The following is a 24,917-nucleotide window of genomic DNA, read 5'->3' as shown; positions in this document are numbered from 1 at the left end:
CCTATGCTCGACTTTCTCGATATCTCCAAACCTTTCGACCGTCTCGACAATCCGGTGACCCTCGAAATCGAGCGCGCGATCATCCGCTGGGTCCACGCCGAGGCGCGCCTTCTCGATGCCGAGCGGTATCAGGAATGGCTCGATGGGTTCATCGACCCCGAGATCCATTACTGGATGCCGGATATGGAAACCCGCCGCCGCGACGATCCGCGCGGCACGTTCAAATACGGCGAGTCGGCCTATTTCGACGACAACTGGAGAGAGTTGGAAATCCGGGTAAAACGCTACAACGAGCCCTCGGCCTGGGCCGACAATCCGGCGACCCGGCACGTGCATCTCATCTCGAACATCGAGGTGAACGCGACCGACGACCCCGCGCTTTTCGCGGTGTGTTCGGCTTTCACCAATGTGCGCAACCGCAACGAGGCCGATCAGGACATCATCCATGGCCGCCGTGAAGACGTTCTGCGCGCTGTGGATGGTGGATACCGGCTGCTGCGACGGCGCGTTCTCATCGTGCAGAACGTGCTTCTGTCGAAAAACCTCAACACGTTCTTCTGATGGGGCGGCTTGAGGGATATGCCGCGCTGGTCACCGGTGGCGGCAAGGGCATCGGGCGCGCGGTCGTGGACCGTTTCGTCGCCGAGGGCGCGCGGGTTGGTGTGCTGGTGCGTTCGGCGGCGGATATGGATGATCTCAGCGCCGCGCATGGCGACAAGGTCGCGCCCGTTCAGGGCGATGTGCGGTCCTGGCAGGACAATGTACACACGGTCGAGACGGTCGTGGCGCGTTTCGGAAAGCTCGACGTGCTGGTGCCAAACGCCGGCGTCTACGATTTTTCGGACCCGTTCGAGAGCATCGAGGGCGCCGACCTGGAGGCCCGCTATCGCGAGCTCTTCGACGTCAACGTTCTGGGCTATCTGCAGGCGGCGCGTGCCGGGCTCGTTCCGCTGCGCGAAAGCCGCGGGTCCATCATCTTCACACTGTCCTCGTCATCATTCTTTTCGGGCGGTGGTGGTACATTATACGTCAGCTCAAAACACGCGCTCACGGGCACCCTCAAACAGCTCGCCTATGAGCTGGCGCCGGACATTCGCGTTAATGCGGTCGCGCCCGGAGGTACACGTACGGGGCTGGGCGGCCTGCCGAGCGATGCCAGGGAGCTCAATGCCATCGACGGATTTGAGGAGATGGTGGCGCGGACCACGCCGCTTGGGTTCCTTTCGGAACCCGAAGATCATGCTGGCCTCTACGTCACCCTCGCCTCGCGCGAAGAGAGCCGTTTTGTGACCGCCGAGATCATCCGCTCGGATGGCGGGCTCGAGGTGCGGGGTCGCAGGCGCAGGAAGGAAGCTGAATGACTGCCAAAGAGAAAATCGCCGCTTTGAAGGCGCGCCTGCGCCTGCCTGTTGTGGCGGCGCCCATGTTTCTGGTTTCGGGGCCGGAGATGGTCATTGGCGCGGCCAAGGCTGGAGTGATGGGCGCGTTTCCCGGGCCCAACGGGCGCACGATCGACGATTTGCGGCAATGGTTCGGGGCGATTCACGCCGAACTCGGACCGAAGAACCTGCCTTTCGCGTTCAACATGATCACCCATTCGAGCTATGGCCGGTTCGATCAAGAACTGGCGCTGGTTGCCGAGTTCCGACCCGAGATCGTCATCACCGCTCTGGGTGGGCCACATCGCATCACGCAGGTGGTACACGGCTATGGGGGGCTGGTCTTTGCCGATGTCAACAGCCCGACCTATGCGAGAAAAGCTATCGACAAGGGGGCAGACGGGCTGGTGCTGGTCTGCTCCGGCGCGGGCGGGCACACCGGGCAATACGCGCTCGCGCCTTTCCTCGATGAGGTACGGCAGTTCTTCGACGGCCCCATCGCGGTGGGCGGCGGCATCTCCACCGGCGCGGGTGTGCTGGCGGTTGAAACGCTGAGCGCCGATCTGGCCTATGTCGGCACACGGTTTCTTGGTGCGCGCGAAAGCCTCATCTCCGAAGGCTATCGCCAGATGATCATCGACAGCGGGATCGAGGATCTGATCGCCTCCAAGGCTATCACCGGCGCTCTGGGCAACTGGATGCGTGCATCGGTGAAGGCTGCCGGGCTCGACCTTGATGATATGAAGGCGGAGGCCAAGATCGACTTTTCCGGCGACATGCATTCGGGCGCCAAGGCGTGGAAAACCGTCTGGAGCGCCGGGCAAGGTGTCGGGCAGATCCACGGGATCGAACCGATCGCCGAAATAGTCGCTCGAATGGCGGCGCAGTATGACGCCGCCGGCGCAGGCATGGCCGCGCGCTTTGCCAGGAAAGGGGAGCCCGCATGACGCTGGACGAAATCGCATCGGCCCTGCGCGACGCCGAAAAAACCGGGGTTCCGATTGCCCCGGTCCGCGCGCATCTCGCGGGGGCCGAAGAGGCATATGCGGTGCAGGAGATCAACACCGTGGCAAGGCTTGGCGCGGGCGGGCGTCTCGTGGGCCGCAAGATCGGCCTGACAAACCCGGCGGTGCAAGCGCAGCTCGGTGTGGATCAGCCCGACTACGGCATGCTCTTTGCCGACATGGATCTTCCCCATGGCGCGGAGTTGCCCTGGTGTGAAGGTGCGCAATGGAAAGCGGAGGCCGAGTTGGCCTTTGTCATGGGCCGCGATCTCTCAGAACCCGATTGCACCACGGCCGAGGCGATGTGCGCCGTCGAATATGTCGTTCCCGCGCTTGAGATCGTCGGCAGCCGGATTGCCGACTGGGACATCCGTTTCGTGGACACTGTTGCGGACAATGCCTCGTCCGCCTTCTTCACCCTCGGCCCTTCGGCCCGGCGTCTCACCGAGATCGACCTGCTCGATTGCCGGATGGAGATCCGCGCCGGCGACGAGGTGGTTTCCCGGGGCTCGGGCCGCGCCTGCCTTGGCTCCCCGCTCAACGCGCTTGTTTGGCTGGCGCGTGTGATGGCCAGGGCCGGGCGCCCGCTTGGCGAAGGCGATGTTGTGCTCTCGGGCGCGCTCGGCCCGATGGTCGCCGCCGCGCCGGGGGCCGTGTTTACCGCATCAACCGAAGGGTTCGGCGAAACCGCCATCCGTTTTGGAGACTGAACTATGAACAAAATCAAATGTGCGATCATCGGGTCGGGGAATATCGGCACTGATCTGATGATCAAGATCATGCGCACCTCGGATGTGCTGGAAATGGGCGCCATGGTCGGGATCGATCCAGAGTCCGACGGTTTGGCCCGCGCCGGGCGTCGGGGCGTTGCGACCACCCATGAGGGGCTCGACGGGCTGCGTGCGCTGCCCGGATATGCCGACATCCGCATCGTGTTTGACGCCACTTCCGCAGGCGCGCACAAGCGCCATTCCGAGGTGTTGCTTGCCGACGGCAAGCAGGTAATCGATCTCACGCCCGCGGCCATCGGCCCCTTCACCGTTCCATCGGTCAACATAGACGCGCATCTGGAAGAGATGAACGTCAACATGGTGACTTGCGGCGGGCAGGCGACGATTCCGATGGTGGCTGCCGTCAACCGCGTGGCAAAGGTGCATTACGGAGAGATCGTCGCCTCCATCGCCTCGAAATCCGCGGGCCCCGGCACACGGGCCAACATCGACGAGTTTACCGAGACCACGGCCCATGCGATCGAAAAGGTCGGCGGAGCCAGCTGCGGCAAGGCTATCATCATCCTCAACCCGGCAGAGCCGCCGCTCATCATGCGCGACACGGTCTATTGCCTTTGCGACAGGGCGGATGAAGACGCGATCCGCGCCTCGATTCTCGAGATGGAGAAAGAGGTGCAGAGCTACGTGCCGGGCTATCGCCTCAAGCAGGAGGTGCAGATCGAGCATGTGGGCAACAATGCGCCGCTGCACATCCCGGAAATGGGCGGCAGTTTCACCGGTCTGAAGGTCACGGTCTTGCTCGAGGTCGAAGGCGCGGCTCATTATCTGCCGGCCTATGCGGGCAATCTCGATATCATGACGAGCGCGGCTCTTCGAACCGCCGAACGGCTCGCGATCAAACGCAACTGGGTCGGGGAGGCCGCTTGAAATGGCAAAGGTATACATTCAGGACGTGACGCTGCGCGACGGGATGCACGCCGTTCGTCATCAGTATGATCTGGGCCATGTACGGGCCGTCGCGCAGGCGCTGGATGAGGCCGGTGTCGATGCGATCGAAGTGGCCCATGGCGACGGGATCGCCGGCTCCACTTTCAACTACGGTTTCGGAAAATGCACCGACGAGGCGTGGATTTCGGAGGCGGCGAAAGTTGTGAAGAACGCGAAGCTGACCACCCTTCTGCTTCCCGGCATTGGCACCATCGAGAACCTCAGGCGGGTGCGCGATCTGGGGGTCGTTTCGGTGCGCGTGGCCACCCATTGCACCGAGGCCGACGTTGCCGCGCAGCATATCGCGGCGGCCAAGGAGATGGGCCTGGATGTTTCGGGCTTTCTGATGATGTCGCACATGAGCACGCCTCAACATCTGGCGCAGCAAGCCAAGCTCATGGAAAGCTACGGCGCCGATTGCGTCTATTGCACCGACAGTGGCGGGCGTCTGACGATGAAAGAGGTGGCCGCCCGCATCGACGCCTACAAAACCGTGCTTTCCCCGGAAACGCAGATCGGCGCACATATGCACGAGAACCTGTCGCTGTCGGTTGCCAATTCCGTGGTTGCGGTCGAACATGGCGCCTACCGCGTGGATGCCTCACTCGCCGGGATGGGCGCCGGCGCCGGCAATACGCCGATCGAGGCATTCGTGACGGTGGCGGATCTTTACGGCTGGGATCATGGCTGCGATCTGTTCAAGCTGCAGGATGCCGCCGAAGAGCTCGTGCGCCCGCTTCAGGATCGCCCCGTGCGCGTGGACCGTGAAACCATCACGCTGGGCTATGCCGGGGTCTATTCCTCTTTCCTGCGTCACGCCGAACGCGCGGCAGAAACCTATGGGCTCGACACGCGCGAAATTCTTGTCGAGTTGGGCAGGCGCGGTATGGTCGGCGGTCAGGAAGACATGATCGTCGATGTCGCCCTTGATCTGGTGCAACTCAAGAAGAGCGCCGCCTGATGGAAGCTATCTTAGCCCTGCGCAACGCCTGTGGTCATCGCGAGTGCCTTTTCAAGGAATTCCTCCTGCGACATCGGATCAATCGAGCTGTGCAGGATCGAATCCCCCATGATCAGGCAATAGGCCAGATACGCGCGTTTGCGCGCTTCCTCAGGGGGGTGGCCCATATCGCGAAACAGCTTGGTGATGTAGTCAAAGCGGATTTCGTCAACCTCCGCCACCGCCTTGCGCGGCATCTCCACACGCCGCGCCCAATCTCTGATCGAGGTCTCGATCTGGGCAAAGCCGGGCGAATTCTTGCGCCGGGGCAGCGAAAACAGGCTGCGCAGCCGGGCGCGCGGATTGTCGCCGGAAATCGAGATCGAGCGGATCACATTCAGCGTCATCTTCTTGCGCCAATGGCTGAGCATCGCGCCGAGCAGGTCGCTGCGGGTTTTGAAATGCCAGTAGAAGCTCCCCTTGGTCACGCCGAGCTTGGCGCAGAGCGTATCGATCTTGATACCCCGCACGTTCTCGTTAATCAGAATCTGGAGTGCGGCCTGCACCCAATCCTGTTCGTTCAGAGGGCTTTCCTTGTGCCGGCTCGTCGGGCGGCGCTTGGTTTTGGCTTTCGTGGTTTCCGCCACTGAGATCTCCCTGCTACATCACAATACCTTACGGCACTGGCCTATCGATATGAAGAGGGCTCGGACATGAAAAAAATAGCGATTATCGGCGCGGGCCAGGCAGGCGCGGGCGCCGCGCTCAAGCTGAGAGAGCTGGGGTTTGAGGGCGAAATCACCTTGCTTGGCGATGAGGCATATCCGCCTTACGAGCGGCCGGAACTATCCAAGGGATATGCGCTTGGAAGGGTGGCTTTCGACAACCTGGTCGTGCTCACTCCCGCAGCCGCTGAAGAAAAAGCGATCGACCTGCGACTGGACTGTCGCGTGCGCAGGATCGACCGTGCCGCGCGGGTGATCGAAACCGATGCCGGCGATCTGAGCTATGACATGCTGATCCTCGCGACCGGCGGCGCGGCCAAACGTCTGCCCCTGCCGGAGCCGCTGCGCCGCAAAACCCATTCGATCCGCACACGCGACGATGTGGACGCGTTGCGCAATGCGCTGCCGGAGGCGCGTTCGGTCGTGGTGATCGGCGGCGGCTGGCTTGGCACCGAGGCGGCCATCAGCGCACGCGCGCTTTGCCCGCAGGTCGATCTGATCGAGGTCGCACCGCGCCTTTGTGCCCGCGTTGCGCCAAGCTGGCTGTCGGACCGTCTCTCGGAAACGCAGATGCGCGCGGGCGTCACGCTGCATCTTGGTACGGTGCCTGTGTTCGCCGAGGACGGCACGATCTCGGTCGGCGGCGCGCGGCTGGCTCCGGATCTGATGATCGAGGCGATCGGGATGCGTGCCATGGACGAGCTTGCGGTGTCGGCGGGGCTTGCCTGCGACGACGGTGTCCTGGTCAGCCCGCAAGGGCAGACAGAGGATCCGGCGGTGTTTGCCATCGGTGACTGCGCGCGCCTGGCAAATGGCGAACAGGCCCGGCGCGAGAGCTGGCAGTATGCCAATCAATCGGCCGAAGACGTCGCGCGGCTTTTGACCGGACAGATCGCGCGAATGCAGGAGCCCGACTGGTTCTGGAGCACACAGGCCGATTTCAAGGTGCAGATGCTGGGGAGTTGTCCGGACGAAGCTGTTCAATTGGAACGTGTCGGGCCGCGCGGAGGCGTGAGCCGCCTGTTTCTAAAAGGCGCTCGGTTGGTTGGCTGCGTGGCAATAAACAATCCTCGCGAGATCGCCGAAGCACGGCGGGTGATTGCTTCGCGCCAGGCAATAGATTCCGAACGCGCCCGTGACGGGATGGTGCCATTGTCCCGCTGTATTGTTGATGCTCGCGAGGCTGTGCGTTAACGGAAAAAGGACGCGGGCGTACTTGGGGGCGGTCGACGGGAGCGGCCTGTGGCGTGGCCATAACGCCCTCAGGATCTACCAATGACCATCAAGGGAGTGAGCCGAAGCGAGCGTTGTATGTCACGTGGCGGTCACAGCCCAAGTTCGGAGAACAACGTTTCCCTTTTAAAGGCATCGAGGCCGCGCCACGCATTCGGGGTTTGGTGGAACTGCTTTTTGAACGCTCGGACAAATGCTGCTGACGACCCGAAGCCGATCGCTTCCGCGATCTCTCCAAGCGGTGCGCGGGAACTCAACAGCATCTCGGCGGCAAGCCCCAAACGTATCCGATTGATCATTCGCAGCGGGGGCTCGTTAAACGCTTTGCGAAACCGATCCACGAAGGCTGTGCGGCTGATGCCTGCCACCTCGGCGAGCGCGAGCACCGTCCAGTTTGCGCTTGGCGTCGCAAAGAAAGCGCTGAGCGCCCGCAGCAGATACTCGTCGTGAAGGGCTGCGCCGGCGATCGAGCGAAGCGGGATCGTTTGCGAACGGGCAAATGCGACAAGTTCGAGCATTATAACCTCTGCCAAACGCCGCGTGATCCCGAGGTCCGGGTTTTTCTTTCTTTGGTTCCGATCAACCAAATCAACACAGCTACGGATCATATCAGCGTGCGGCTTCGCCGTGGGAGGGATAATGATCGCCCCATGCTTCAGGCGCTGAAGGACCGCAGTGCGCCGGTCGACGCTGCTCAGCACGATTTCCACCGGAGATTCACTGCCTGTCGCAACGCCTGACTCGGGGCGAAACATGACATCCTGCGTGGCGTGGCTTCGATCCATCAACTGATGCGCTCTCCCTTCGACCGCGACGGCCGTTCCCGCAGACACGTATTGCAGATCGTCTTTCTCCGGGCCGGTACGGATGAATGCGGCGCCGCGCTTGACGTAATAGAAATAGGCGCGTCCCGTATCCGTGAAATTCAACAGGAACGGGCCTTCCCCCTTCCAGCTCTCCCAATTCAGGTTCGCAAATCTCACGTCGGGGCTACGCAGAAATCTTGCATAATCCCCGACCTCGGGATCACTTTTGCCGGCGTTTGGATCAATGACAGGTTGTTCCATACGCCGTATTTTAACAACTGGGAGTGCGGCGGACAAGCCGTAGGAGAGCTTAGGGAGGAAGTGATGACTGCTTTGTCATCTGGCTGCGCCGCGTCTGCGGGCAGGACAATTTTCATATCGACCATGCCGCCTGAAAGGCGTTCGTTGCCAGCCGATGGCTGAGCGCGTCTAGAGCCGAGCAATCTTGGCGCTGCGCTGTAGATTCAGCGGGGCGCCGGATTTTCAGAACAGTCAAGCCGACCCCGGTCTTGCCGGGGTTGAAGGTGTGCTTTTGTCCCGCAGTCCGGGCAGTGCAACCATTTTCACGTAAGGGAGAGAGACCATGCAAGAAGGTCAGTACGCCGATATCGGCGGCGTCAAACTGCATTACCATGATGTCGGCGAAGGGCCGGCGCTCGTGTTGCTTCATGGCTCCGGGCCGGGCGCGTCCGGATGGTCGAATTTCAATCGCAATATCGAAACGCTTTCGGGGAAATTCCGGGTGATCTGCCCCGACCTTCCAGGCTTTGGCGGATCCGATATGAAGCCGGTCGATGCTCCCATCCCGGGGTGGTGGGCCGATGTGATGTTGGGGCTGCTCGATCATCTGGGGATCGCGAAGGCGCATTTCCTTGGCAATTCGATGGGCGGGATGATCACGCTCAAGATCGCGCTCGAACACCCGGAGCGGATCGACCGAATGGTGCTGATGGCACCGGGTGGCGGCACGGCGGTGACCAGCATCTTCCCTTCCGAGGGCATCAAGACGCTCATAGGCTTCTACGATGGGCCGGGCCCTTCGATTGAACGGCTGCGCGGTTTCATTGACCAGTTCGTCTATGACCCTTCGGCGATCACCGAAGAACTGGTGCAGGAGCGGTTCGAGGCCGCGATGAACCCCAGGATCGTGGCTCAGCCGCCCATGCGCCCGGGCCCGGCAGGGATGCCCGAAGAGTTGTGGCGCGACGCGCGCCTCACCCGGCTGCCGCATGAGGCCCTCATCCTGTGGGGGCGCGAAGACAGGGTTCTTCCCGTCGATACCGGCTTCACCCTGATGAAGCAGATTCCAAATGCGCGTTTCCTTGTCATGCCGCGGTGCGGCCACTGGATCCAGTGGGAGAAAGCCGACGAGTTCAATGCCATCGTTTCGGAGTTTTTGAGCGAATGAACAAGAAAGAAAAGTTCGACGCTGACGTCGGCATCGTCGGCTACGGGCCCAGCGGCGTATCTGCCGCGAATTTCCTCGGAGCCTTGGGCGTCAGCACGCTCGCCATCGAACGATATGAGGACATCTATTCTCGCGCCCGCGCAATCACCGTCAACGATTGGACCATGCGCATCTTTCAGTCGGTCGGGCTCGACGAGGCGCTCGAGAAAGGGATGGATATCACCCACTCCCTGCGCTGGATCGATTACGACGGCAACGAACTGATGCGCATGGGGTTTCCGCCCTCGGACATGGGCCATGCAAGCGCATATTCAATCTACCAGCCCGAAATGGAGAAAACCCTGCGAGAGGGCGCAGAGCGCTTCGCCGATCACGTCTCCGTACAATTCGGGCAGGAGGTCACGGGCATAACCCAGGACGCCGAGGGGGTGACGCTGGAGCTCACCGATTGCAAGACCGGCGCCCGGGAAACCAAGCGGGTGCGCTATGTGCTGGCTTGCGATGGCGGGTCGAGCACCATGCGCGAACAGCTTGGCATCCAGTTGGTCGGGGATACGCTGCAAACGCGCTGGATCGTCATCGACGCGCAGGTCAAGCGCTGGTGGCCGGATCGCCATGTGCTCACCTTCTGGTCGGACAAGAAGCGCCCGGTTGTGGATGTGGCGCTTTCGATGGGCAATCACCGCTGGGAAATTCCGCTTGGGCCGAATGACAAGGATTCGGATTTCGCGACCCATGATCAGATCTGGAGATTGCTCGAAACGCTGGGCGTGTCGAAAGACAACGTCGAGATACACCAGCATGCCTTCTACAACCACCACATCCGTCACGCCGAGCGCTGGCGCGATGGGCGTGTGTTCCTGCTGGGCGATGCCGCGCACATGATGCCGCCCTGGGCGGGTGCGGGGATGCAATCGGGCGTGCGCGATGCGCAGAATATCAGCTGGAAACTGGCCGGGGTGCTTGGCGGCACGTTGCCCGAGAGTGTTCTCGATACCTATGAGGCCGAACGGGCCCCCGATGTGGAACGCTACACTCAGATCGCAATTCAGCTTGGGCGCATCATCAAGCAGGAACTGACCGAGGAAGAGCTTGCGGCGATGCAACCGCCGCCCGATGCCGAACCCGAACTGCCGCCGCTTCTTCAGCCGCCTGCACTGGCCGGAGGCTGGTTGAGCACCGGGACAAATCCGGCGGTTGGCGCACTGCTTCCACAACCGCGCGCAGCGGGCAGCGATGGCAAGCTCGGGCTGCTCGATGACGTGTTGGGATCGGGCTTCCTGGTTCTAGGGACCGATCTGGATCCTGCCTCGGTGCTCTCGCCAGAGGAAAAGCGCGGCTGGGAGGCGCTGGGCGCACGGTTCATCGCGCTGCGTTCGGCCGATCAGCACAGCCAGAGCGAGACGGACGTGATCGATATCGACGGCACGCTGATCGCCTGGCTGCACGCGCGCGGGGCCGACGTGGTGGCGCTGCGGCCCGACCGTTTCATCGCGGCAGCGAGCGGGAACCTCGCCGTGCCGGGCTGAACCCGGCCGGCGCCGGACACGGCATCCCGTCGAAACCATCACCTGCCCCCGCAGGGGGCGGAAACAGGAAAGCTTTCCTGCGCCGCAATGCGCTTGGGAATCTGAACTTCACTTTCAGGAGGAAACACCAAATGTCCAAATTTTCCGACCGCTACGATCCCGGTCCGCAGATCGCGCAATGCGGGGCGATCAACCTCGGCACGACCGATCTTGAAAAGTCGCTGTTCTTCTTCCGCGATACGCTGGGCATGGAAGAGGTCGAGCGTCGCGGCAACGAGGTCTATCTGCGCTGCTATCAGGAACTCGGCCATCATTCGCTCGTGCTGACACAGCAGGACGAGGCGATGGTCAACTCCTACAGCTTCCGGGTGAAGCGCCCTCAGGATGTGGAGCTTTTCCATGAGGAGCTGAAACGGCAGGAGATCGAGGTGCTCGAGCTGGCCGCAGGCTCCGTTGCTGGCCGGGGCACGGCAATCCGCTTCCTTCTGCCGGGCGGCGATCACCCGTTCGAATTGTATCACGACATCGACAAACCGATGGCGCCCGAGGCGTTGCGCTCGCGCCTGCTTTCAAACAGTTCCAAACGCCGTGGTCTGGCCACGCGTCGGATCGATCACTTCAACATCCAGACCTCGCCCGAGACGATCAATCAGGCCGAGCAATGGGTGCGTGACACGCTGGGCTTCAAGCGCCGTGAATTCGCGCATATCCCCGAACATCCCGATACGATCCTGGCGTCCTGGATGTCGGTGACGCCGCAGGTCCACGACCTTGCCATTGTCGCGAACCCCGAAGGGAAGAAGGCGCAATGTCATCATGTCGCCTTCAACATGCAGGACTTCTCGGACGTGTTGAGCGCGGCCGACACGCTGAAAGATCTCGACGTGACCTTCGACGTGGGGCCGGGCAAGCACGGCATCGGTCAGGCGATGTATCTCTACGTGTTCGATCCGGGCTCGGGCCACCGCGTGGAGCTGTATGCCGGCGGCTATCTGATCTTCGACCCCGATTGGGAAGCGATCGAATGGAAGCGTGAAACCTTCCCCGACGGGCTGACCTATTACGGTGACACGATCGACCCGTTCCCGCCCAGCATCTCTGCGGTCACCACCAATTCGGCGGGCCTGATTCTCAAGTGAGCCGGAACGGCCGGGACGCCCCGGCCGTCCCCCTCTGCTCACCCGACAGGTTCTCATTGAAGGAAAACAGGATGTCATCCGAAGAGCTGATTGCCGCGCTCGCAGCCGAATTGAGACAAGCAGAAGAGACCCGCCGGCCGATCGCTCCGATCCGATCGCGCATGCCCGATGACGAGGGCGCAACCGCCTATGCCGTGCAGCGTGCGAATGTGGCGCATTGGCAGGCGCGGGGGCGCCGTGTTGTCGGTCGCAAGATCGGGCTGACAGCGAAGCCTGTGCAGGCGCAGCTTGGCGTCGATCAGCCGGACTTCGGCACGCTCTTCGCCGATATGATTTATGGCGATGACGAGGAGATCCCCGCCGGCCGTCTGCTGCAGCCCAAGGCCGAGGCTGAAGTGGCGCTGGTGCTCAAGCGCGATCTGCCCGCCGCGGATGTGACGTTGACCGAACTCATTCAGGCCGTCGATTTCGCGCTGCCAGCGATCGAGGTGGTGGGCTCGCGCATCGCCGGTTGGGACATCCGTTTCAACGACACGGTGGCTGACAACGCCTCTTCCGGCCTCGTCGTGCTCGGCGCTGTGCCGGTGCCCCTGGCCGGGCTCGACCTGAAGCTTCTGCCGATGGTCATGACGCGCGACGGCGCGATCGTCTCGACCGGATCGGGCGCGGCCTGTCTGGGCCATCCGCTCAATGCCGCGCTTTGGCTTGCACGCAAGATGGCGGGTTTCAAAACCCCGCTGAAGGCGGGGGATCTGATCCTGACGGGCGCGCTCGGGCCTATGGCGCCAGTGATGCCCGGCGCGCGGTTCGAAGCGAAAATCGAGGGGCTGGGCATCGTGCGCGCCACCTTCGGGCCCGAAGCCTAGGGCCGCAAAAAGGGAGTCCGGCGGCGCCACGCCGCCGACCCGGGAAACCAGCGAAAGGACCAAACAAGATGGAAAAGGTCAAATGCGCGATCATCGGTTCGGGCAATATCGGCTCGGACCTGATGATCAAGGTGATGCGCAACGCGAAGAACATCGAGATGGGTGCCATGGTCGGGATCGACCCCGCCTCGGACGGGCTGGCGCGGGCCAGGCGGATGGGTGTCGCCACCACCGCCGAAGGTATCGAAGGGCTCCTGAAACTGCCCGAGTACAATGATATCCAAGTGGTTTTCGACGCGACGTCGGCCAAGGCGCATCTGCATAACAACGAACTTCTGCAGCGCGACGGCAAGAAGGTGATTGACCTGACCCCCGCCGCCATCGGCCCGTTCACAATTCCCGCGATCAACGGGGATGCCAATATCGACGAGCCGAACGTGAACATGGTGACCTGCGGCGGGCAGGCGACGATTCCGATGGTCCATGCCGTCGCAAGGGTTTCGAAACGCACGATCTATGGCGAGATCGTAGCCTCGATCTCGTCGAAATCCGCCGGCCCCGGCACCCGTGCCAATATCGACGAATTCACCGAGACCACCTCCAGGGCGATCGAGCTTCTGGGCGGGGCCGAGCGCGGCAAGGCGATCATCATCCTCAACCCGGCCGAGCCGCCGCTGATCATGCGCGATACAGTGTTCGTGCTCTCGCAGGGAGGTGAACCCGCAGCTATCGAGCGCTCGATAGCCGAGATGGTGAAAACGGTGCAGGCCTATGTTCCGGGCTACCGGCTCAAGCAAAAGGTGCAGTTCGAGGTGATCGGCGACAATGCGCCGGTGCGCATTCCCGGCATCGGCCCGATGAGCGGGCTCAAGACAACGATCTTCCTCGAGGTCGAGGGCGCCGCACACTACCTGCCGGCCTATGCCGGCAATCTCGACATCATGACCTCCGCCGCGTTGGTCAGCGCCGATCACTGGGCGGCGAAACTTCTGGAAAAGGAGGCTACGCAATGACCCGCCCGAACCCCAACAAGCTTTATGTGCAGGATGTGACGCTGCGCGACGGCATGCACGCCGTGCGTCATCAATACAGCCTCGAGGATGTGCGCAGGATTGCCGCGGCGCTTGACGCCGCCAAGGTCGATGCCATCGAAATCACCCATGGCGACGGGCTCGCCGGATCGACGTTCAACTACGGTTTCGGCGCATGCGACGATGCCGAATGGATCGCGGCCGTGGCCGAGGTCTGCACTCAAGCGGTGGTCACCGTTCTGCTTCTGCCGGGTATCGGTACGTTGCATGAACTGAACGAGGCCCATCAGGCGGGCGCGCGGTCGGTACGCGTGGCCACCCACTGCACCGAGGCCGATGTCTCTCGCCAGCACATCGAGTCGGCGCGCGCCCTTGGCATGGATACCGTGGGGTTCCTGATGATGGCGCACATGGCCGATCCCGCGAAGCTTCTGGAACAGGCCAGGTTGATGGAGAGCTTCGGCGCCGAATGCGTCTATGTTACCGACTCGGCAGGTGCGCTGCTGCCCAGGCAATACGCCGAGCGGGTGAAGATACTCCGCGATGGGCTCAGGCCCGAGACCGAGATCGGCGTGCATACCCACCACAACCTTTCGCTCGGCGTTGCCAATGCGGTGGCGGGGATCGAGGAGGGTGCGGTGCGCGTCGACGCGTCGCTGACCGGGATGGGGGCGGGCGCAGGCAATGCGCCGCTTGAAGTGCTGATCGCCGTGCTTGACCGGATGGGGATTGAAACCGGCTGTGACCTCTATCGGCTGATGGATGCGGCCGATGACCTCGTGCGCCCTCTGCAAGACCGCCCCGTCCGTGTCGATCGCGAGAGCCTCTCGCTCGGATATGCAGGCGTCTATTCGAGCTTCCTGCGCCATGCCGAAAGCGCTTCGAAGCTTTACGGCGTGGACACCCGGGAAATCCTGATCGAGCTGGGCAAGCGGCGCATGATCGGCGGTCAGGAGGATATGATCGTCGATGTCGCGCTTGACCTGGTCGATACCAAGGCGCGCGAGAGTGCTGGCCACTAGGCACCCGCCCACGAAATCAGCGCCTTGTGGCAACCCTGCAGAGGAGATCCGCGCCGATGCACAATGACTGATCCCGGGCGAAAAAGACGGGCTGTTTTCTGGGGAGGAACAATGGCCAACCGCAATTGCAAGCGCGCCAGCCGGGCGCGCATCTCCGGCCCCCTGGTCGGTGTGCCCGGCAGGTCGGCCCTGGGCATCGGGTGGAAATCCCGCCCGGGGTTCAAGGGCGCGACTTGGGCAATTCGGGAAACTGATCGCCGGGTCAAACCTGGCGTCTGATGAATACGAACAAGGTGGCGCAAAGGTCACGGGCTGGCCCGCCGGAAACGGCGACACGACCGTGTTTCGACACGTTGGCCCAACCGCGAAGAATGACCGACCCGCCATCGAGATGTTTTACAGAGGAGGAGAAAACTATGAAATCAAATCAACGATGGTCTCTGCCTTTCGTCGTGGGCTTGTCGCTCGCGGTGCAAAGCGCTGACGCCCGCGAGCCAGGCGTTCCGACGTCGGTCCCGCCTGGCAACACGATAGGGGCTGCCGTCGGCGCAAGCTTCCCCCCGGGGTTTTATTTCAGCAGCCGCTCCGGCTATTGGGACGCGGAGCTGAAAGATGGCTCCGGAGACTTCGGCGGTCAGACCAACACATTGACGGATACCGCCGCGCAATTCCTGTGGGCGCCCGGCACGACCCTGTGGGGCGGTGACTATAAGGCGTTCGTGACGATCCCCCTGCTGAACAACGAACAGGATCGCACATCCCCCTTTCCTCCGCCCTTGCAGGGTTCGTCCAGCAAGCTTTCTCTGGGCAATATCGAAATCTCACCGGTCAGCCTTTCGTGGCAACTTGAACCGGGAGTCTTTGTCAGTGCGGGGATCAACGTGTATGCGCCGACAGGCGATTTTGATCCAAACGCTCCCATCAGCAGCGGTGGTGATTTTTGGGCGTTCGCGCCCTCGCTGGGCTTTAGCTATCTGCGAAACGGCTGGAATACATCCATCTTCACGAGCTACTTCACCAACACTGAAAGTAGCTCCACGGACTACAAGTCCGGCGATGAAGTCCTCGTGAATGTATCTGCGCTGAAGGATTTCGGAGGTTGGAGCTTGGGGCCCGTCGGCTACTATCGAAAACAGATCACGGATGATGAAAACAACGGATCCTACTACGGCGGAACGACCCTGGAAAAAGCAGAGCAGGCGGCCTTGGGCATCGGGTTCTCCACCCGCTTGAGCAAGGTTGAGACCAATATAAATCTGACACGTGATTTCCACGTCAGAAACACGGTTGGGGGGGCCAAGCTTTGGGTTAACTTTTCGATGCCGATTGGCGGAAAGCCGTAGCAAACAGGGCGGGCCGGCCACTTCCATCGCCGGCCCGCCAGAAGTCGGGACGAGGTTCATTCGCCAATAGCGGCGTTCATTGCGATCTTCACGTTCTCAAGGCAGGTCCGCCCTCTCTGCCGCGATCGGAAGCATCGCGGCCACATGCATCGTCTCCATGACGAACTTCGATACGATACTCTTGCATGGCAGGGTTTCGGACAGATCGCGATAGAGCCTGTTGAAACAGCCCATGTCGGGCGCGATGATCCGCAGAAGATAGTCGGTTTCGCCGGCCATTCTGAACACCTCCATGATCTCGGGCATCTTTTGAACCGTCGCCAGAAAGCGATCGCGCCAGTCGGCAGTGTGGTCGAGTGCGGTGATCTCGATGAACGCGCACAGGCTGAGGCCGACGCGCGCGGGATCGACGATCGCCGTTCGCCTGAGGATGACGCCCGCGTCTTCAAGTTTGCGGATGCGCTTCCAGCATGGGGTCGCCGACAACCCGACCCGGTGCGCCAGCTCTGCCACGGGCGTCGTTGCGTCGCGCTGCAGTTCTGCCAGTATTTTTCGGTCGATCCGGTCCATGGTGTTCCCTTACGCTCTGCGCCGGGTCAGACGCTGATGAACGCGCGCACGAAATCCGTTGCTGGCCTTGCACTGATGTCGGTCGGCTTGCCGATCTGCTCGATCCGGCCCATCGACATGACGACGACCAGATCGGCCAGTTCCATCGCCTCTTCCTGATCATGCGTCACGAAAACCGTGGTCAGGCCGGTCTGGTCGTGAATGTCGCGAAGCCCCTGACGCAGTTCCTTGCGCACCCGTGCATCCAGAGCGCCGAAGGGTTCGTCCAGCAGCAGCATCCGCGGTTCGATGGCGAGCGCGCGCGCCAGTGCCACACGCTGCCGCTGGCCGCCGGATAGCTGGGCGGGATAGCGTTTGGCGATGTCGGGCAACTGTATCAGTTCCAGCAGCTTGTGGACGCGGCGCTCGATCTCGGCATTCGTCGGGCGGGATTTGCGGGCGCGGGCGCGCAGGCCGTAGGCGATGTTCTCGAACACGGTCATATGCCGGAAAAGCGCGTAGTGCTGGAACACGAAACCGGCGCGCCGTTCCTGCACCGAAAGCCCCGTGGCATCAAAGCCATCGAATAGAACCCGGCCCGAGGTTGGAAACTCCAGGCCGCCGAGGATGCGCAGCAGCGTGGTCTTGCCAGACCCCGACGGGCCGAGAAGCGCAACCAGCGCGCCTGACGGGATCGTCAGGCTGACGGGGTGCAGGGCGGTCGTGGCGCCGAACGTCTTGGCGATATCGTCGATTTCAATATGCATCTCGGCCTCCTTCAATGGCGGGATGAGGCGGCGAGCTGGTCGGCGAAGCGCCATTCCAGTGCCGATTTCAGGGTGAGGGTGACAAGGGCAAGCAGAGCCAGCAGGGTGGCCATCGTGAAAGCCGCCACAGAAAGGTATTCGTTGTAGAGCATCTCGATCATCAGGGGCATCGTGCTGGTCTGCCCGCGGATCTTGCCGGACACGACGGCGACGGCGCCGAACTCTCCCATCGCGCGGGCATTGCACAGCAGTACGCCATACAAGAGCGCCCAGCGGATGTTCGGGACGGTCACGGTGAAAAAGATGCGCCAGCCCGAGGCGCCCAAGGTCAGGGCCGCTTCCTCCTCGGCGCGGCCCTGTTCCGTCATCACCGGGATCAGTTCGCGCGCCACGAACGGAAAGGTGATGAACATCGTGGCCACAACGACACCGGGCACGGCAAAGATCACCGGATGACCGGCGGCGACGAGCCAGCCCCCGATGGCCGAATTGGCGCCGAACAACAGCACGAAGCACAATCCCGCCACGACCGGCGAGACGGAAAACGGCAGGTCGATCAGCGTGATCATGAACGCCTTGCCGCGCCAGTCGAACTTGGTGATCGCCCATGCCGCCGCGATGCCGAACGCGGCATTGAGCGGCACGGATATGGCGGCGACGGTCAGGGTCAGCCTGATGGCCGATTGCGCGTCGGGGTCGGTCAGGCTTTGCAGCGCGAAGGCCAGCCCGCGTTTGCCTGCTTCGGCAAAGACCGCGATCAGGGGGGCGAACAGCAGCACCGTCAACAGGGCGATGACCAGCCCGATCAGGATGCGCCGCATCCAGTCGGGTTCGGTTGTCGCCGGGCGGAAGGTTGCAAGGGTGGGATGTGTCATCGGGTTTTCCTCATGCGGCACCCATGCGGCGGCGGCTCCAGACCTGTATGAGGTTGATCGCCAGCAGCATGAGAAATGAAATGGCCAGCATCGCCAATGCGATGGCGACAGCGCCGTTGTAGTCGAACTCTTCCAGCCGGATCACGATCAGCAGGGGCGCGATTTCCGTCTGCAGCGGCAGGTTGCCCGCGATGAAGATGACCGATCCGTATTCCCCGACCGACCGGGCCAGGGCGAGCGCGAGGCCGGTGAGCAGGGCGGGCGTCAGCATCGGCAGGATCACCTTGCGCAACGTGCGCATTCGGCTTGCCCCCAGCGTGGCCGAGGCTTCTTCGATCTCGCGGTCGATCTCCTCGATGACCGGCTGGACGGTGCGCACCACGAAAGGCAGGCCCACGAAGATCAGCGCGATCCAGATGCCAAGCTCGGTATAGGCGACGCGCAGCCCGAAGGTATTCATGAGGATTGCCCCGAAGGCGCCGTTGGGCGCGTAGATGGCCGTCAGTGCGATGCCTGCCACGGCCGTGGGCAGGGCAAAGGGCAGGTCGATGGCGGCGTCGATGATGCGCTTGCCCCAGAAGTGATAGCGCACCAGCACCCACGCCAGAATCAGACCAAACACGAGGTTGAACAGGGCCGCGATCAACGAGGCGCGAAACGATAGCGCGAGCGCGGCCCTAACCCGTTCGGTGTTGACGATATGCCAGATCTCTCCAAGCCCGATATGAGCCCCGCGCAGCAACAGCGTGCCGATGGGCATCAGCACGATCAGCGACAGCATGAGCACCATCACCCCGAACGACAGCCCCCACCCGGGCATGGGTGAGGGCGATCTGAATGCAAGCGCGCGCATCACTTCGCCCCGTAGATCTGGTCGAAGAAGCCGCCATCGCCGAAGTGTTCCGGCTGGACCTTGGCCCATCCCCCGAAATGGCCGATGTCGACCAGTTCAAGCTTGGGGAAGCGGGCCAGATCGTCAGGGTTGGCCGCCGAAGTGTCCCAGGCGCGATAGAAATTCTCGAACGCGATGGCCTGACCTTCGGGGCTGTAGAGATATTCCAGATAGGCGGTGGCCAGCGCGCGCTGTTCGTCGGTCCTGATGTTGCCCTCGACCAGTGCCACCGGCGGTTCGGCCCGCACCGAGATCGAAGGCACCACGATGTCGAACTGATCCTCGCCCCGTTCAGCAAGGGCCAGATAGGCTTCGTTTTCCCAGGCGAGCAGCACATCGCCGATGCCGCGCTGTGTGAATGTGGTGGTCGAACCGCGCGCCCCGCTGTCCAGCACCGGCACGTGTTCGTAAAGCGCCTTCACGAAGGCCTGCGGGTCCTGACCGCTCTGTTCAGCCCACGCCCAGGCGGCCAGATAGTTCCACCGCGCGCCGCCGGAGGTTTTGGGGTTTGGCGTGATGACCTCGATGTCATCAGCGATCAGGTCGCCCCAGTCCTTGATGCCCTTCGGGTTTCCCTCGCGCACCAGAAACACGATGGTGGAGGTGTAGGGCGATGAGTTGTGCGGCAGCATGGTCTGCCAGTTCTGCGGGATCTTGCCGCTGCGCTCGGCGATGGCGTTGATGTCAGAGGCCAGCGCCAGAGTGACGACCTGCGCGCCGAGCCCGTCGATCACCGCGCGTGCCTGGCTTCCCGAACCGCCGTGGCTGGTCTTGATCTCGGGCGCATCGTTCCCGAGCGCCACCCAATGTGCCGTGAAGGCCTCGTTGAATTCGCGGTAAAGTTCTCGGGTCGGATCGTAGCTGACATTGAGCAGTGTCTGCGCCTGCGCGTTCGTCGGCAGCCCGACGACCATCATCAGCAGCACGCCGGCCGCCCTGAGCCTGTTCCGCACTGGGCGTGCAGGCGGCGGGGCCAGCGTATTTCGCGTGGCGATGGGGGCACCCGCGATTTCGCGTCCGCCCGCCTCGATGACAATTTTTCCATCGCGCCGCGTCCGAAGGTATGGGCCCTGCGCCGTGACGGAGCCTGCAACCCGAACGGTCTGATATCTTTGCATGTGTCTCTCCTCGCACTGATCGCAGCAGGCGTGCCCTGCCGATACGATAATAACGACAGAGTTAATCGTGTTAATCAACGAAATAATCACGTTAAACTTTATCGTGTTTATAGATTATTATTCTCCGGGCATTCCGGACGGCATCAAGAGCCCGACGCCGGCGCCGTCAGATATGTTCGAAAATTTCAGATTTTTAGGGCGTCAGGGCGCGGAAGGTGCGGCAAGCAGCAACTCGTCGGCGACAGCGGGATTCCCGACCATATCTTCCAGAGTCAGCGATTCGATCAGCAGCAGGTACGACCAGAACACCTCGGCGAAAACCTTGCGGATGCGACAGGCCGCTTCGTCTGTGCAATCGTCGCATCGCTGATAGGCCCGCCGGGACAAACAGGGCAACGGCGCGATCGGGCCGTCGATCATCCGAAGCAAATCGCTGAGGGGGATTTCGCGCGGTTCCTTGATCAGGACGTAGCCACCGTTTCGCCCTCGTGTGCTGGCGATATACCCCGCATTGCGGATTTCCAGAAGGATATGTTCCAAAAAGCGTTTGGGCGCTCCTGAACGGCGGGCAATCTCCTCAATCCGCAATGGCGCCCCGTCGCCTGCCTTTTCATCGGCAAGAGCCATGAGTGCCTTGAGCGCATACTTCATCTTTTGCGTAATCATTGTCGAATTCTAGGCAGGGCGGGCGGCAAATTCAATAAATTACGACTGGTGTTGTCGTGTTTTATCCGTTGCGGCACGCGTGCGGCGGGGACCGGGTTCATTTGCGCCACGCAGCAACCGGGCCCGAAGTGCCACGGCAGTGCGCAACACCCGCTGGTCAACGCGCGGCGCGGGATGACCTGATGTAACGATCCGCGAATTTCTCCGCGATCGCCATGACCGCCGCGTGGATCGGCCCCGCCGTGATCGAGGGGATCACCGAAGCGTCAACGATCCACAGATTGTCGAGCCCCCGCATCGCCAGATCGGCATCCACCACCGCCGCGTCATCCTTGCCCATCCGGCAGGTCGCAACCGGGTGATGATGGGTGATCGCCGCGCGTGCGATGAACGCATCGAGCGCGGCGTCCTCCTGCACCTTGGGGCCGGGAAGCACTTCTGCGGCGATCCAGTCGGCCAGCGCCGGGCTGTGCCCGATCTCGCGCGCGCGCCGCAGCGCGACGCGGAACAGCCGCCGGTCATGTTCGGTTTGCAGATAAGCGGGATCGATCATCGGTGGGGCGCCGATTTCGGGTCCGGTGATGTGAAGCTGCCCGCGACTCGTCGGGTTGGTCACGCCGAACAGCAGCGTGAAGCCTTCGCCCGGCGGCGGCGCGGCGAACCCTTCGGCAGCGGTTGGCGCAACGACACAGCCGACCACGATCTCGGGCCTTCCGGTGATGCGCGCGGGGTCGGCCGCCTGATAGCTGAGCGATTCCGAGATCTGCAACCGGGAGGGGGCCACGGGTTTGCGGGCGCGATAGAGATTGCCCGCGCCCAGCAGGTGATCCTGCAGGTTGCGGCCGATTTCGGGGCGTTTAAACCGGCAGGGAACGCCCGCGGCGCGCAGCAGCTCCGGGTCGCCCAGGCCCGAGCGCATCAGCAAAAGCGGGCTGCCTATCGTGCCGAGCGACAGGATGACCCGCCCGGCCTCCAGCAACAGCGATGCGCCCGCGCGCGTGACTTCGGCGCCGGCAACGCGGCGGCCTTCGATACGCAGGCGGTGCACCTGCGCCCCGTCCAACACGGTCAGGTTCGGCCGGGCCAGCACCTCGGGGGTCAGCCATGCGTCGGCCACGCTCACCCGCTTGCCATCACGGATCATCAGCGCATTGGGCGCCGTGCCGATCAGCTCGCGCCCGCAATGGTCGCGCAAGCGCGGCATCCCAAGCGCGCCCCAGCCGCGCATGAAATCGCGCACCAGCGGATGGGTCTGCTCATCCGGCAGCAGGATCGGCATCGGCCCGCTGCCGCCATGCAGATCATCCGCGCCGCTCGACCAGGCCTCGGTCGCCCTGAAATGCGGTAACAGCGCGTCATAGCTCCAGCCGGCCGAGCCTGACGCGGCGACCCAGTCGTCGTAATCCGCCGGGTGGCCGCGAACGTGGAACATCGCGTGCAGGTTGCTCGATCCGCCAAGCGCCTTGCCCCGCGCCCAGTGATGGATGCGCCCCGCAGTGCCGGGCTGCGGCGTGGTGGTGAAATCCCAGTCATAGGCCCGGCCCTGAAGAAACGGCCACATCTCGGGGCGCGCGATATCGGGGTCTGTCGCTTTGGTGCCCGCCTCGACCAAGGTCACATGGCAGGCCGGATCGGCGCTGAGCCGCGCGGCCAGAATGCAGCCGGCGGAACCGGCGCCCAGAACGAGGATATCGGTCAGCCTGCCACCGTCACGCCGCATCGTTCGGGCGTTGGCCAAGCCTTCCGGTCAGCTTGCGCTGGGTGCGGTCAAGGTGGTCATACATGGCGGCTTCGGCGCGGTCGGGATCGCGCGCGGCAATCGCCTCGGCGATATTACGGTGCTCGGTGTCGCGGATCCGCACCCGCTCTTCGGTGGTGCGGCTGTCGGTATCGCTGTCGGTAAACCGCAGCCGCGCGTCGTTCTGCACCCGGTGCAACAGGATATGCAGCTCCGACGCGAGGCTGTTGCGCGAGCCGGCGGCGACGGCGCGGTGAAACTCCTGATCGGCCTGGCTCGGGCTTTGGCCCGCGGGGGATTGCGCTGTCTGCAGGATCCGCGCGATTTCGTCGGGAGAGGCCCGCAACGCGGCAAGGCGCGCCAGCGCGGGCTCGATCATCATCCGCATCTCCATCACCTCGATCGGGTTGGTGGACTGCACGAGACGGGCGCTGGAGCTCGCCTTTTCCGACGCTGCGCGCCGCCCGCTTTTCGCCGGATCCAGCTCGCCCGAGGCGCGCAAGACCTTCAGCGCCTTGCGCAGCGTATGACGCGAGACATCAAGCCGCTCGGACAGGGTGCGCTCGGGCGGCAGCTGGGCGTTTTGGGCCAACTGCTCGCGCAGATGCGCCAGCAAGCCGTCATGCATGTCATCCGGCCCACGATCCGCCCGGGGGCCGGAAGTCTCGTCTTCGTCGGTCATACGTCACTCGCCTCCTGCCGGGGTCTGGGCGAAAATTGCCCGACCCGGTCTCCTCCCGCGCCTGTACCTGAAGCCGCTGCACAACAGTCAGGGCGCGTTGCCTGTTGCCGATCCTGCGAGATACACAAGGCTGATGCAACCAAAAAATGGAAAATGGTAAGAGATTGGTTGCGGTTGCGGTTGGCCTATGGTTGACTTTGCCGAAACGCCGGCGGTGCGGTTGCGCCCGGTCATTCCCACGCACAGGACAGGGCAGATGAAAGACACTCGCGCAACCGCCGGCACCCCTACTCTTTTCACCCTGACGACCGGCCCGGTGAACTGCTACCCCGAGGTGCTCTCGGCGATCGGCCAGCCGGTGCTCTACGACTACGACCCGGCCTTCCTCGCGCAGTATGAAACGGTCGTTCTGAAGTTGCAAACGGCCCTGGGCGTCTCCACCATTCCCGTGATCTTGCAGGGCGAACCGGTGCTGGGGCTGGAGGCCGCCGCCCATTCGCTGATTGCCCCCGGCGACACGGTGCTGAACCTCGTCTCGGGGGTTTACGGAGCGGGATATGGTGAATGGCTGCGGCCGCGCGCGCAGGCCTTCCACGAAATCCGGGTGCCATACGACGATGTCATAGACCCGGCGGCCGTCGCGGCCTTTCTGGGCGCGCATCCGGAAACCGCCGTGGTTGCCGTTTGCCACCATGACACGCCGTCGGGCACGATCAACCCGATCGCGGAAATTGGTCGGGTGGTGCGTGATCACGGCGCGCTTTTCGTGGTCGACTCAGTGTCCGCGTGGGCGGGAATGGCGATCGACATCGAGGCGGCGGGTGCCGATCTGCTGGTGACGGGCCCGAACAAATGCCTTGGCTGCCCACCCGCGCTGTCGATACTGGCGGTGTCTGACAGGGCCTGGGCGAAGATGGAGGCCAACCTCGCCGTACCGCGCGGATCGATCCTGTCGATCCTTGACTGGAAAGAGGCCTGGCGGGCCGAGAACCCGTTTCCTTTCACACCTTCGGTGGCCGAGATCAACGCGCTGAATGCCGCGCTGGATCTGTATCTGGCAGAGGGCCCGGCGGCGGTTTGGGCGCGCCATGCACGCACAGCAGAGGCCACGCGCGCCGGGGTGAAGGCGATGGGCCTGGCGCTTTGGGCGGCGCGCGAAGAGATCGCATCGCCGACCTGCACGGCGGTGAAACTGCCCGAGGGCGTGGATGAGACCGCGCTGCGCGACCGGATGAAGCGTGATTACGGTGTGGTCATTTCCTCGGGCCGTGCCGAGACCTTCAATCGCCTGGTGCGCATCGGGCACATGGGGCCGACGGCGCATCCGATCTACGCGGTGATCGCGCTGACCGCGCTTGGCGGGGCGCTGGCGGGGCTGACAGGGCGAAACATCGACATCGGCGCGGGCATCGCGGCGGCCGAAGCGGTGATGCGGGGCTGAGGCCCCGGTATCCCAGAGCCGCATCGAGAAGGCGGCCTTTCGCCTG

At 63.1% G+C, this 24,917-nt stretch carries 25 protein-coding genes; 15 read left to right on the top strand and 10 right to left on the bottom strand.

Going from position 1 to position 24,917, the window contains the following annotated elements; all coding sequences use genetic code 11:
* Positions 1-3 precede the first annotated feature (3 nt).
* The 6 genes from TQ29_RS16175 to dmpG (TQ29_RS16150) are packed head-to-tail and all read left to right on the top strand — an operon-like array spanning position 4 to position 5,062.
* Positions 4-561: a 3-phenylpropionate/cinnamic acid dioxygenase subunit beta gene (locus tag TQ29_RS16175; protein WP_054540009.1), complete on the top strand. Its 558-nt coding sequence runs from the start codon at positions 4-6 to the stop codon at positions 559-561.
* Positions 561-1,361 carry a 3-(cis-5,6-dihydroxycyclohexa-1,3-dien-1-yl)propanoate dehydrogenase gene (hcaB, locus tag TQ29_RS16170; protein WP_054540008.1) on the top strand — a complete coding sequence of 267 codons (801 nt, stop codon included), beginning with the start codon at positions 561-563 and terminating at the stop codon, positions 1,359-1,361. The genes TQ29_RS16175 and hcaB overlap by 1 nt, the downstream gene beginning before the upstream one ends.
* Positions 1,358-2,326: a nitronate monooxygenase family protein gene (locus TQ29_RS16165; RefSeq protein WP_054540007.1), complete on the top strand. Its 969-nt coding sequence runs from the start codon at positions 1,358-1,360 to the stop codon at positions 2,324-2,326. Before hcaB ends, TQ29_RS16165 begins: the two co-directional genes overlap by 4 nt.
* Positions 2,323-3,093, top strand: coding sequence for a 2-keto-4-pentenoate hydratase (locus TQ29_RS16160; protein ID WP_054540006.1), 771 nt, complete (start codon positions 2,323-2,325; stop codon positions 3,091-3,093). The genes TQ29_RS16165 and TQ29_RS16160 overlap by 4 nt, the downstream gene beginning before the upstream one ends.
* 3 nt (positions 3,094-3,096) lie before the next feature.
* Positions 3,097-4,041: an acetaldehyde dehydrogenase (acetylating) gene (locus TQ29_RS16155; protein WP_054540005.1), complete on the top strand. Its 945-nt coding sequence runs from the start codon at positions 3,097-3,099 to the stop codon at positions 4,039-4,041.
* A 1-nt stretch (position 4,042) separates the two neighbouring features.
* Positions 4,043-5,062, top strand: coding sequence for a 4-hydroxy-2-oxovalerate aldolase (dmpG, locus tag TQ29_RS16150; protein ID WP_054540004.1), 1,020 nt, complete (start codon positions 4,043-4,045; stop codon positions 5,060-5,062).
* An 11-nt stretch (positions 5,063-5,073) separates the two neighbouring features.
* On the opposite strand, the gene TQ29_RS16145 is transcribed toward dmpG (TQ29_RS16150), so the two are convergent.
* Positions 5,074-5,688, bottom strand: coding sequence for a TetR/AcrR family transcriptional regulator (locus TQ29_RS16145; RefSeq protein ID WP_217621201.1), 615 nt, complete (start codon positions 5,686-5,688; stop codon positions 5,074-5,076).
* A gap of 66 nt (positions 5,689-5,754) precedes the next feature.
* Between TQ29_RS16145 and TQ29_RS16140 the strand changes: the two genes are divergently transcribed.
* Complete coding sequence (locus tag TQ29_RS16140) at positions 5,755-6,960, top strand: NAD(P)/FAD-dependent oxidoreductase (protein WP_054540003.1); 1,206 nt, start codon at positions 5,755-5,757, stop codon at positions 6,958-6,960.
* A 131-nt stretch (positions 6,961-7,091) separates the two neighbouring features.
* Here the strand turns inward: TQ29_RS16140 and TQ29_RS16135 are convergent, their stop codons facing one another.
* The gene (locus tag TQ29_RS16135) at positions 7,092-8,066 is read right to left on the bottom strand and encodes an AraC family transcriptional regulator (protein WP_082386690.1); all 975 of its coding nucleotides are present in this window, start codon (positions 8,064-8,066) and stop codon (positions 7,092-7,094) included.
* A gap of 322 nt (positions 8,067-8,388) precedes the next feature.
* Between TQ29_RS16135 and TQ29_RS16130 the strand changes: the two genes are divergently transcribed.
* The 7 genes from TQ29_RS16130 to TQ29_RS16100 all read left to right on the top strand — a co-directional run bounded on the left by TQ29_RS16130 (position 8,389) and on the right by TQ29_RS16100 (position 16,143).
* A complete protein-coding gene (locus TQ29_RS16130) occupies positions 8,389-9,213 on the top strand; it encodes an alpha/beta fold hydrolase (protein WP_054540001.1) in 825 nt (274 codons plus the stop codon).
* Positions 9,210-10,742 carry a bifunctional 3-(3-hydroxy-phenyl)propionate/3-hydroxycinnamic acid hydroxylase gene (locus tag TQ29_RS16125; RefSeq protein WP_054540000.1) on the top strand — a complete coding sequence of 511 codons (1,533 nt, stop codon included), beginning with the start codon at positions 9,210-9,212 and terminating at the stop codon, positions 10,740-10,742. The genes TQ29_RS16130 and TQ29_RS16125 overlap by 4 nt, the downstream gene beginning before the upstream one ends.
* A gap of 131 nt (positions 10,743-10,873) precedes the next feature.
* Entirely contained in the window at positions 10,874-11,881 is a 1,008-nt protein-coding gene (locus tag TQ29_RS16120; RefSeq protein ID WP_054539999.1) for a VOC family protein, read from the top strand.
* 71 nt (positions 11,882-11,952) lie between these two features.
* Positions 11,953-12,747, top strand: coding sequence for a 2-keto-4-pentenoate hydratase (mhpD, locus tag TQ29_RS16115; protein ID WP_054539998.1), 795 nt, complete (start codon positions 11,953-11,955; stop codon positions 12,745-12,747).
* Positions 12,748-12,815: 68 nt separating this feature from the next.
* On the top strand, positions 12,816-13,760 hold the full coding sequence (locus TQ29_RS16110; RefSeq protein WP_054539997.1) for an acetaldehyde dehydrogenase (acetylating): 945 nt from the start codon (positions 12,816-12,818) through the stop codon (positions 13,758-13,760).
* Entirely contained in the window at positions 13,757-14,800 is a 1,044-nt protein-coding gene (gene dmpG, locus TQ29_RS16105) for a 4-hydroxy-2-oxovalerate aldolase (protein WP_054539996.1), read from the top strand. The genes TQ29_RS16110 and dmpG (TQ29_RS16105) overlap by 4 nt, the downstream gene beginning before the upstream one ends.
* 416 nt (positions 14,801-15,216) lie before the next feature.
* Positions 15,217-16,143, top strand: a complete 927-nt coding sequence (locus TQ29_RS16100; protein ID WP_054539995.1) for a transporter — start codon at positions 15,217-15,219, stop codon at positions 16,141-16,143.
* Positions 16,144-16,239: 96 nt separating this feature from the next.
* Here TQ29_RS16100 and TQ29_RS16095 read toward each other — a convergent pair whose 3' ends face one another.
* From TQ29_RS16095 to TQ29_RS16060, 8 genes are all read right to left on the bottom strand, one after another.
* Complete coding sequence (locus TQ29_RS16095) at positions 16,240-16,713, bottom strand: Lrp/AsnC family transcriptional regulator (RefSeq protein WP_054539994.1); 474 nt, start codon at positions 16,711-16,713, stop codon at positions 16,240-16,242.
* Positions 16,714-16,739: 26 nt separating this feature from the next.
* The gene (locus TQ29_RS16090) at positions 16,740-17,459 is read right to left on the bottom strand and encodes a sulfate/molybdate ABC transporter ATP-binding protein (RefSeq protein ID WP_052071449.1); all 720 of its coding nucleotides are present in this window, start codon (positions 17,457-17,459) and stop codon (positions 16,740-16,742) included.
* Positions 17,460-17,470: 11 nt separating this feature from the next.
* The gene (gene cysW / locus TQ29_RS16085) at positions 17,471-18,334 is read right to left on the bottom strand and encodes a sulfate ABC transporter permease subunit CysW (RefSeq protein WP_054539993.1); all 864 of its coding nucleotides are present in this window, start codon (positions 18,332-18,334) and stop codon (positions 17,471-17,473) included.
* A gap of 10 nt (positions 18,335-18,344) precedes the next feature.
* Complete coding sequence (gene cysT / locus TQ29_RS16080; protein ID WP_054539992.1) at positions 18,345-19,187, bottom strand: sulfate ABC transporter permease subunit CysT; 843 nt, start codon at positions 19,185-19,187, stop codon at positions 18,345-18,347.
* Positions 19,187-20,143: a sulfate ABC transporter substrate-binding protein gene (locus TQ29_RS16075; RefSeq protein WP_054540490.1), complete on the bottom strand. Its 957-nt coding sequence runs from the start codon at positions 20,141-20,143 to the stop codon at positions 19,187-19,189. Before TQ29_RS16075 ends, cysT begins: the two co-directional genes overlap by 1 nt.
* Before the next feature lie 402 nt (positions 20,144-20,545).
* A complete protein-coding gene (locus tag TQ29_RS16070; protein WP_054539991.1) occupies positions 20,546-21,010 on the bottom strand; it encodes an Rrf2 family transcriptional regulator in 465 nt (154 codons plus the stop codon).
* A gap of 157 nt (positions 21,011-21,167) precedes the next feature.
* Positions 21,168-22,748 carry a GMC family oxidoreductase gene (locus tag TQ29_RS16065; RefSeq protein ID WP_207642719.1) on the bottom strand — a complete coding sequence of 527 codons (1,581 nt, stop codon included), beginning with the start codon at positions 22,746-22,748 and terminating at the stop codon, positions 21,168-21,170.
* A complete protein-coding gene (locus TQ29_RS16060) occupies positions 22,720-23,430 on the bottom strand; it encodes a FadR/GntR family transcriptional regulator (protein WP_054539989.1) in 711 nt (236 codons plus the stop codon). The genes TQ29_RS16065 and TQ29_RS16060 overlap by 29 nt, the downstream gene beginning before the upstream one ends.
* Before the next feature lie 256 nt (positions 23,431-23,686).
* Here TQ29_RS16060 and ppaT point away from each other — a divergent pair, with 256 nt between their 5' ends.
* A complete protein-coding gene (gene ppaT / locus TQ29_RS16055) occupies positions 23,687-24,871 on the top strand; it encodes a pyridoxamine--pyruvate transaminase (RefSeq protein WP_054539988.1) in 1,185 nt (394 codons plus the stop codon).
* Positions 24,872-24,917: the final 46 nt, after the last annotated feature.

This window comes from Actibacterium sp. EMB200-NS6 (genome assembly GCF_001305615.1).
In the GTDB taxonomy this organism is placed as follows: Bacteria; Pseudomonadota; Alphaproteobacteria; order Rhodobacterales; family Rhodobacteraceae; genus Actibacterium_A; species Actibacterium_A naphthalenivorans.
This window is presented reverse-complemented; position numbering and strand designations above follow the sequence as displayed.

Bases quoted from the DNA above. Each gene is read 5' to 3' on its own strand.
- cysT (WP_054539992.1), bottom strand. From the start codon at position 19,187: ATGCGCGCGCTTGCATTCAGATCGCCCTCACCCATGCCCGGGTGGGGG.
- TQ29_RS16165 (WP_054540007.1), top strand. From the start codon at position 1,358: ATGACTGCCAAAGAGAAAATCGCCGCTTTGAAGGCGCGCCTGCGCCTG.
- TQ29_RS16060 (WP_054539989.1), bottom strand. From the start codon at position 23,430: ATGACCGACGAAGACGAGACTTCCGGCCCCCGGGCGGATCGTGGGCCG.
- mhpD (WP_054539998.1), top strand. From the start codon at position 11,953: ATGTCATCCGAAGAGCTGATTGCCGCGCTCGCAGCCGAATTGAGACAA.
- hcaB (WP_054540008.1), top strand. From the start codon at position 561: ATGGGGCGGCTTGAGGGATATGCCGCGCTGGTCACCGGTGGCGGCAAG.
- cysW (WP_054539993.1), bottom strand. From the start codon at position 18,334: ATGACACATCCCACCCTTGCAACCTTCCGCCCGGCGACAACCGAACCC.
- TQ29_RS16130 (WP_054540001.1), top strand. From the start codon at position 8,389: ATGCAAGAAGGTCAGTACGCCGATATCGGCGGCGTCAAACTGCATTAC.
- TQ29_RS16155 (WP_054540005.1), top strand. From the start codon at position 3,097: ATGAACAAAATCAAATGTGCGATCATCGGGTCGGGGAATATCGGCACT.
- ppaT (WP_054539988.1), top strand. From the start codon at position 23,687: ATGAAAGACACTCGCGCAACCGCCGGCACCCCTACTCTTTTCACCCTG.
- dmpG (WP_054539996.1), top strand. From the start codon at position 13,757: ATGACCCGCCCGAACCCCAACAAGCTTTATGTGCAGGATGTGACGCTG.
- dmpG (WP_054540004.1), top strand. From the start codon at position 4,043: ATGGCAAAGGTATACATTCAGGACGTGACGCTGCGCGACGGGATGCAC.
- TQ29_RS16100 (WP_054539995.1), top strand. From the start codon at position 15,217: ATGAAATCAAATCAACGATGGTCTCTGCCTTTCGTCGTGGGCTTGTCG.
- TQ29_RS16095 (WP_054539994.1), bottom strand. From the start codon at position 16,713: ATGGACCGGATCGACCGAAAAATACTGGCAGAACTGCAGCGCGACGCA.
- TQ29_RS16160 (WP_054540006.1), top strand. From the start codon at position 2,323: ATGACGCTGGACGAAATCGCATCGGCCCTGCGCGACGCCGAAAAAACC.
- TQ29_RS16140 (WP_054540003.1), top strand. From the start codon at position 5,755: ATGAAAAAAATAGCGATTATCGGCGCGGGCCAGGCAGGCGCGGGCGCC.
- TQ29_RS16070 (WP_054539991.1), bottom strand. From the start codon at position 21,010: ATGATTACGCAAAAGATGAAGTATGCGCTCAAGGCACTCATGGCTCTT.
- TQ29_RS16135 (WP_082386690.1), bottom strand. From the start codon at position 8,066: ATGGAACAACCTGTCATTGATCCAAACGCCGGCAAAAGTGATCCCGAG.
- TQ29_RS16075 (WP_054540490.1), bottom strand. From the start codon at position 20,143: ATGATGGTCGTCGGGCTGCCGACGAACGCGCAGGCGCAGACACTGCTC.
- TQ29_RS16120 (WP_054539999.1), top strand. From the start codon at position 10,874: ATGTCCAAATTTTCCGACCGCTACGATCCCGGTCCGCAGATCGCGCAA.
- TQ29_RS16125 (WP_054540000.1), top strand. From the start codon at position 9,210: ATGAACAAGAAAGAAAAGTTCGACGCTGACGTCGGCATCGTCGGCTAC.
- TQ29_RS16175 (WP_054540009.1), top strand. From the start codon at position 4: ATGCTCGACTTTCTCGATATCTCCAAACCTTTCGACCGTCTCGACAAT.
- TQ29_RS16110 (WP_054539997.1), top strand. From the start codon at position 12,816: ATGGAAAAGGTCAAATGCGCGATCATCGGTTCGGGCAATATCGGCTCG.
- TQ29_RS16090 (WP_052071449.1), bottom strand. From the start codon at position 17,459: ATGCATATTGAAATCGACGATATCGCCAAGACGTTCGGCGCCACGACC.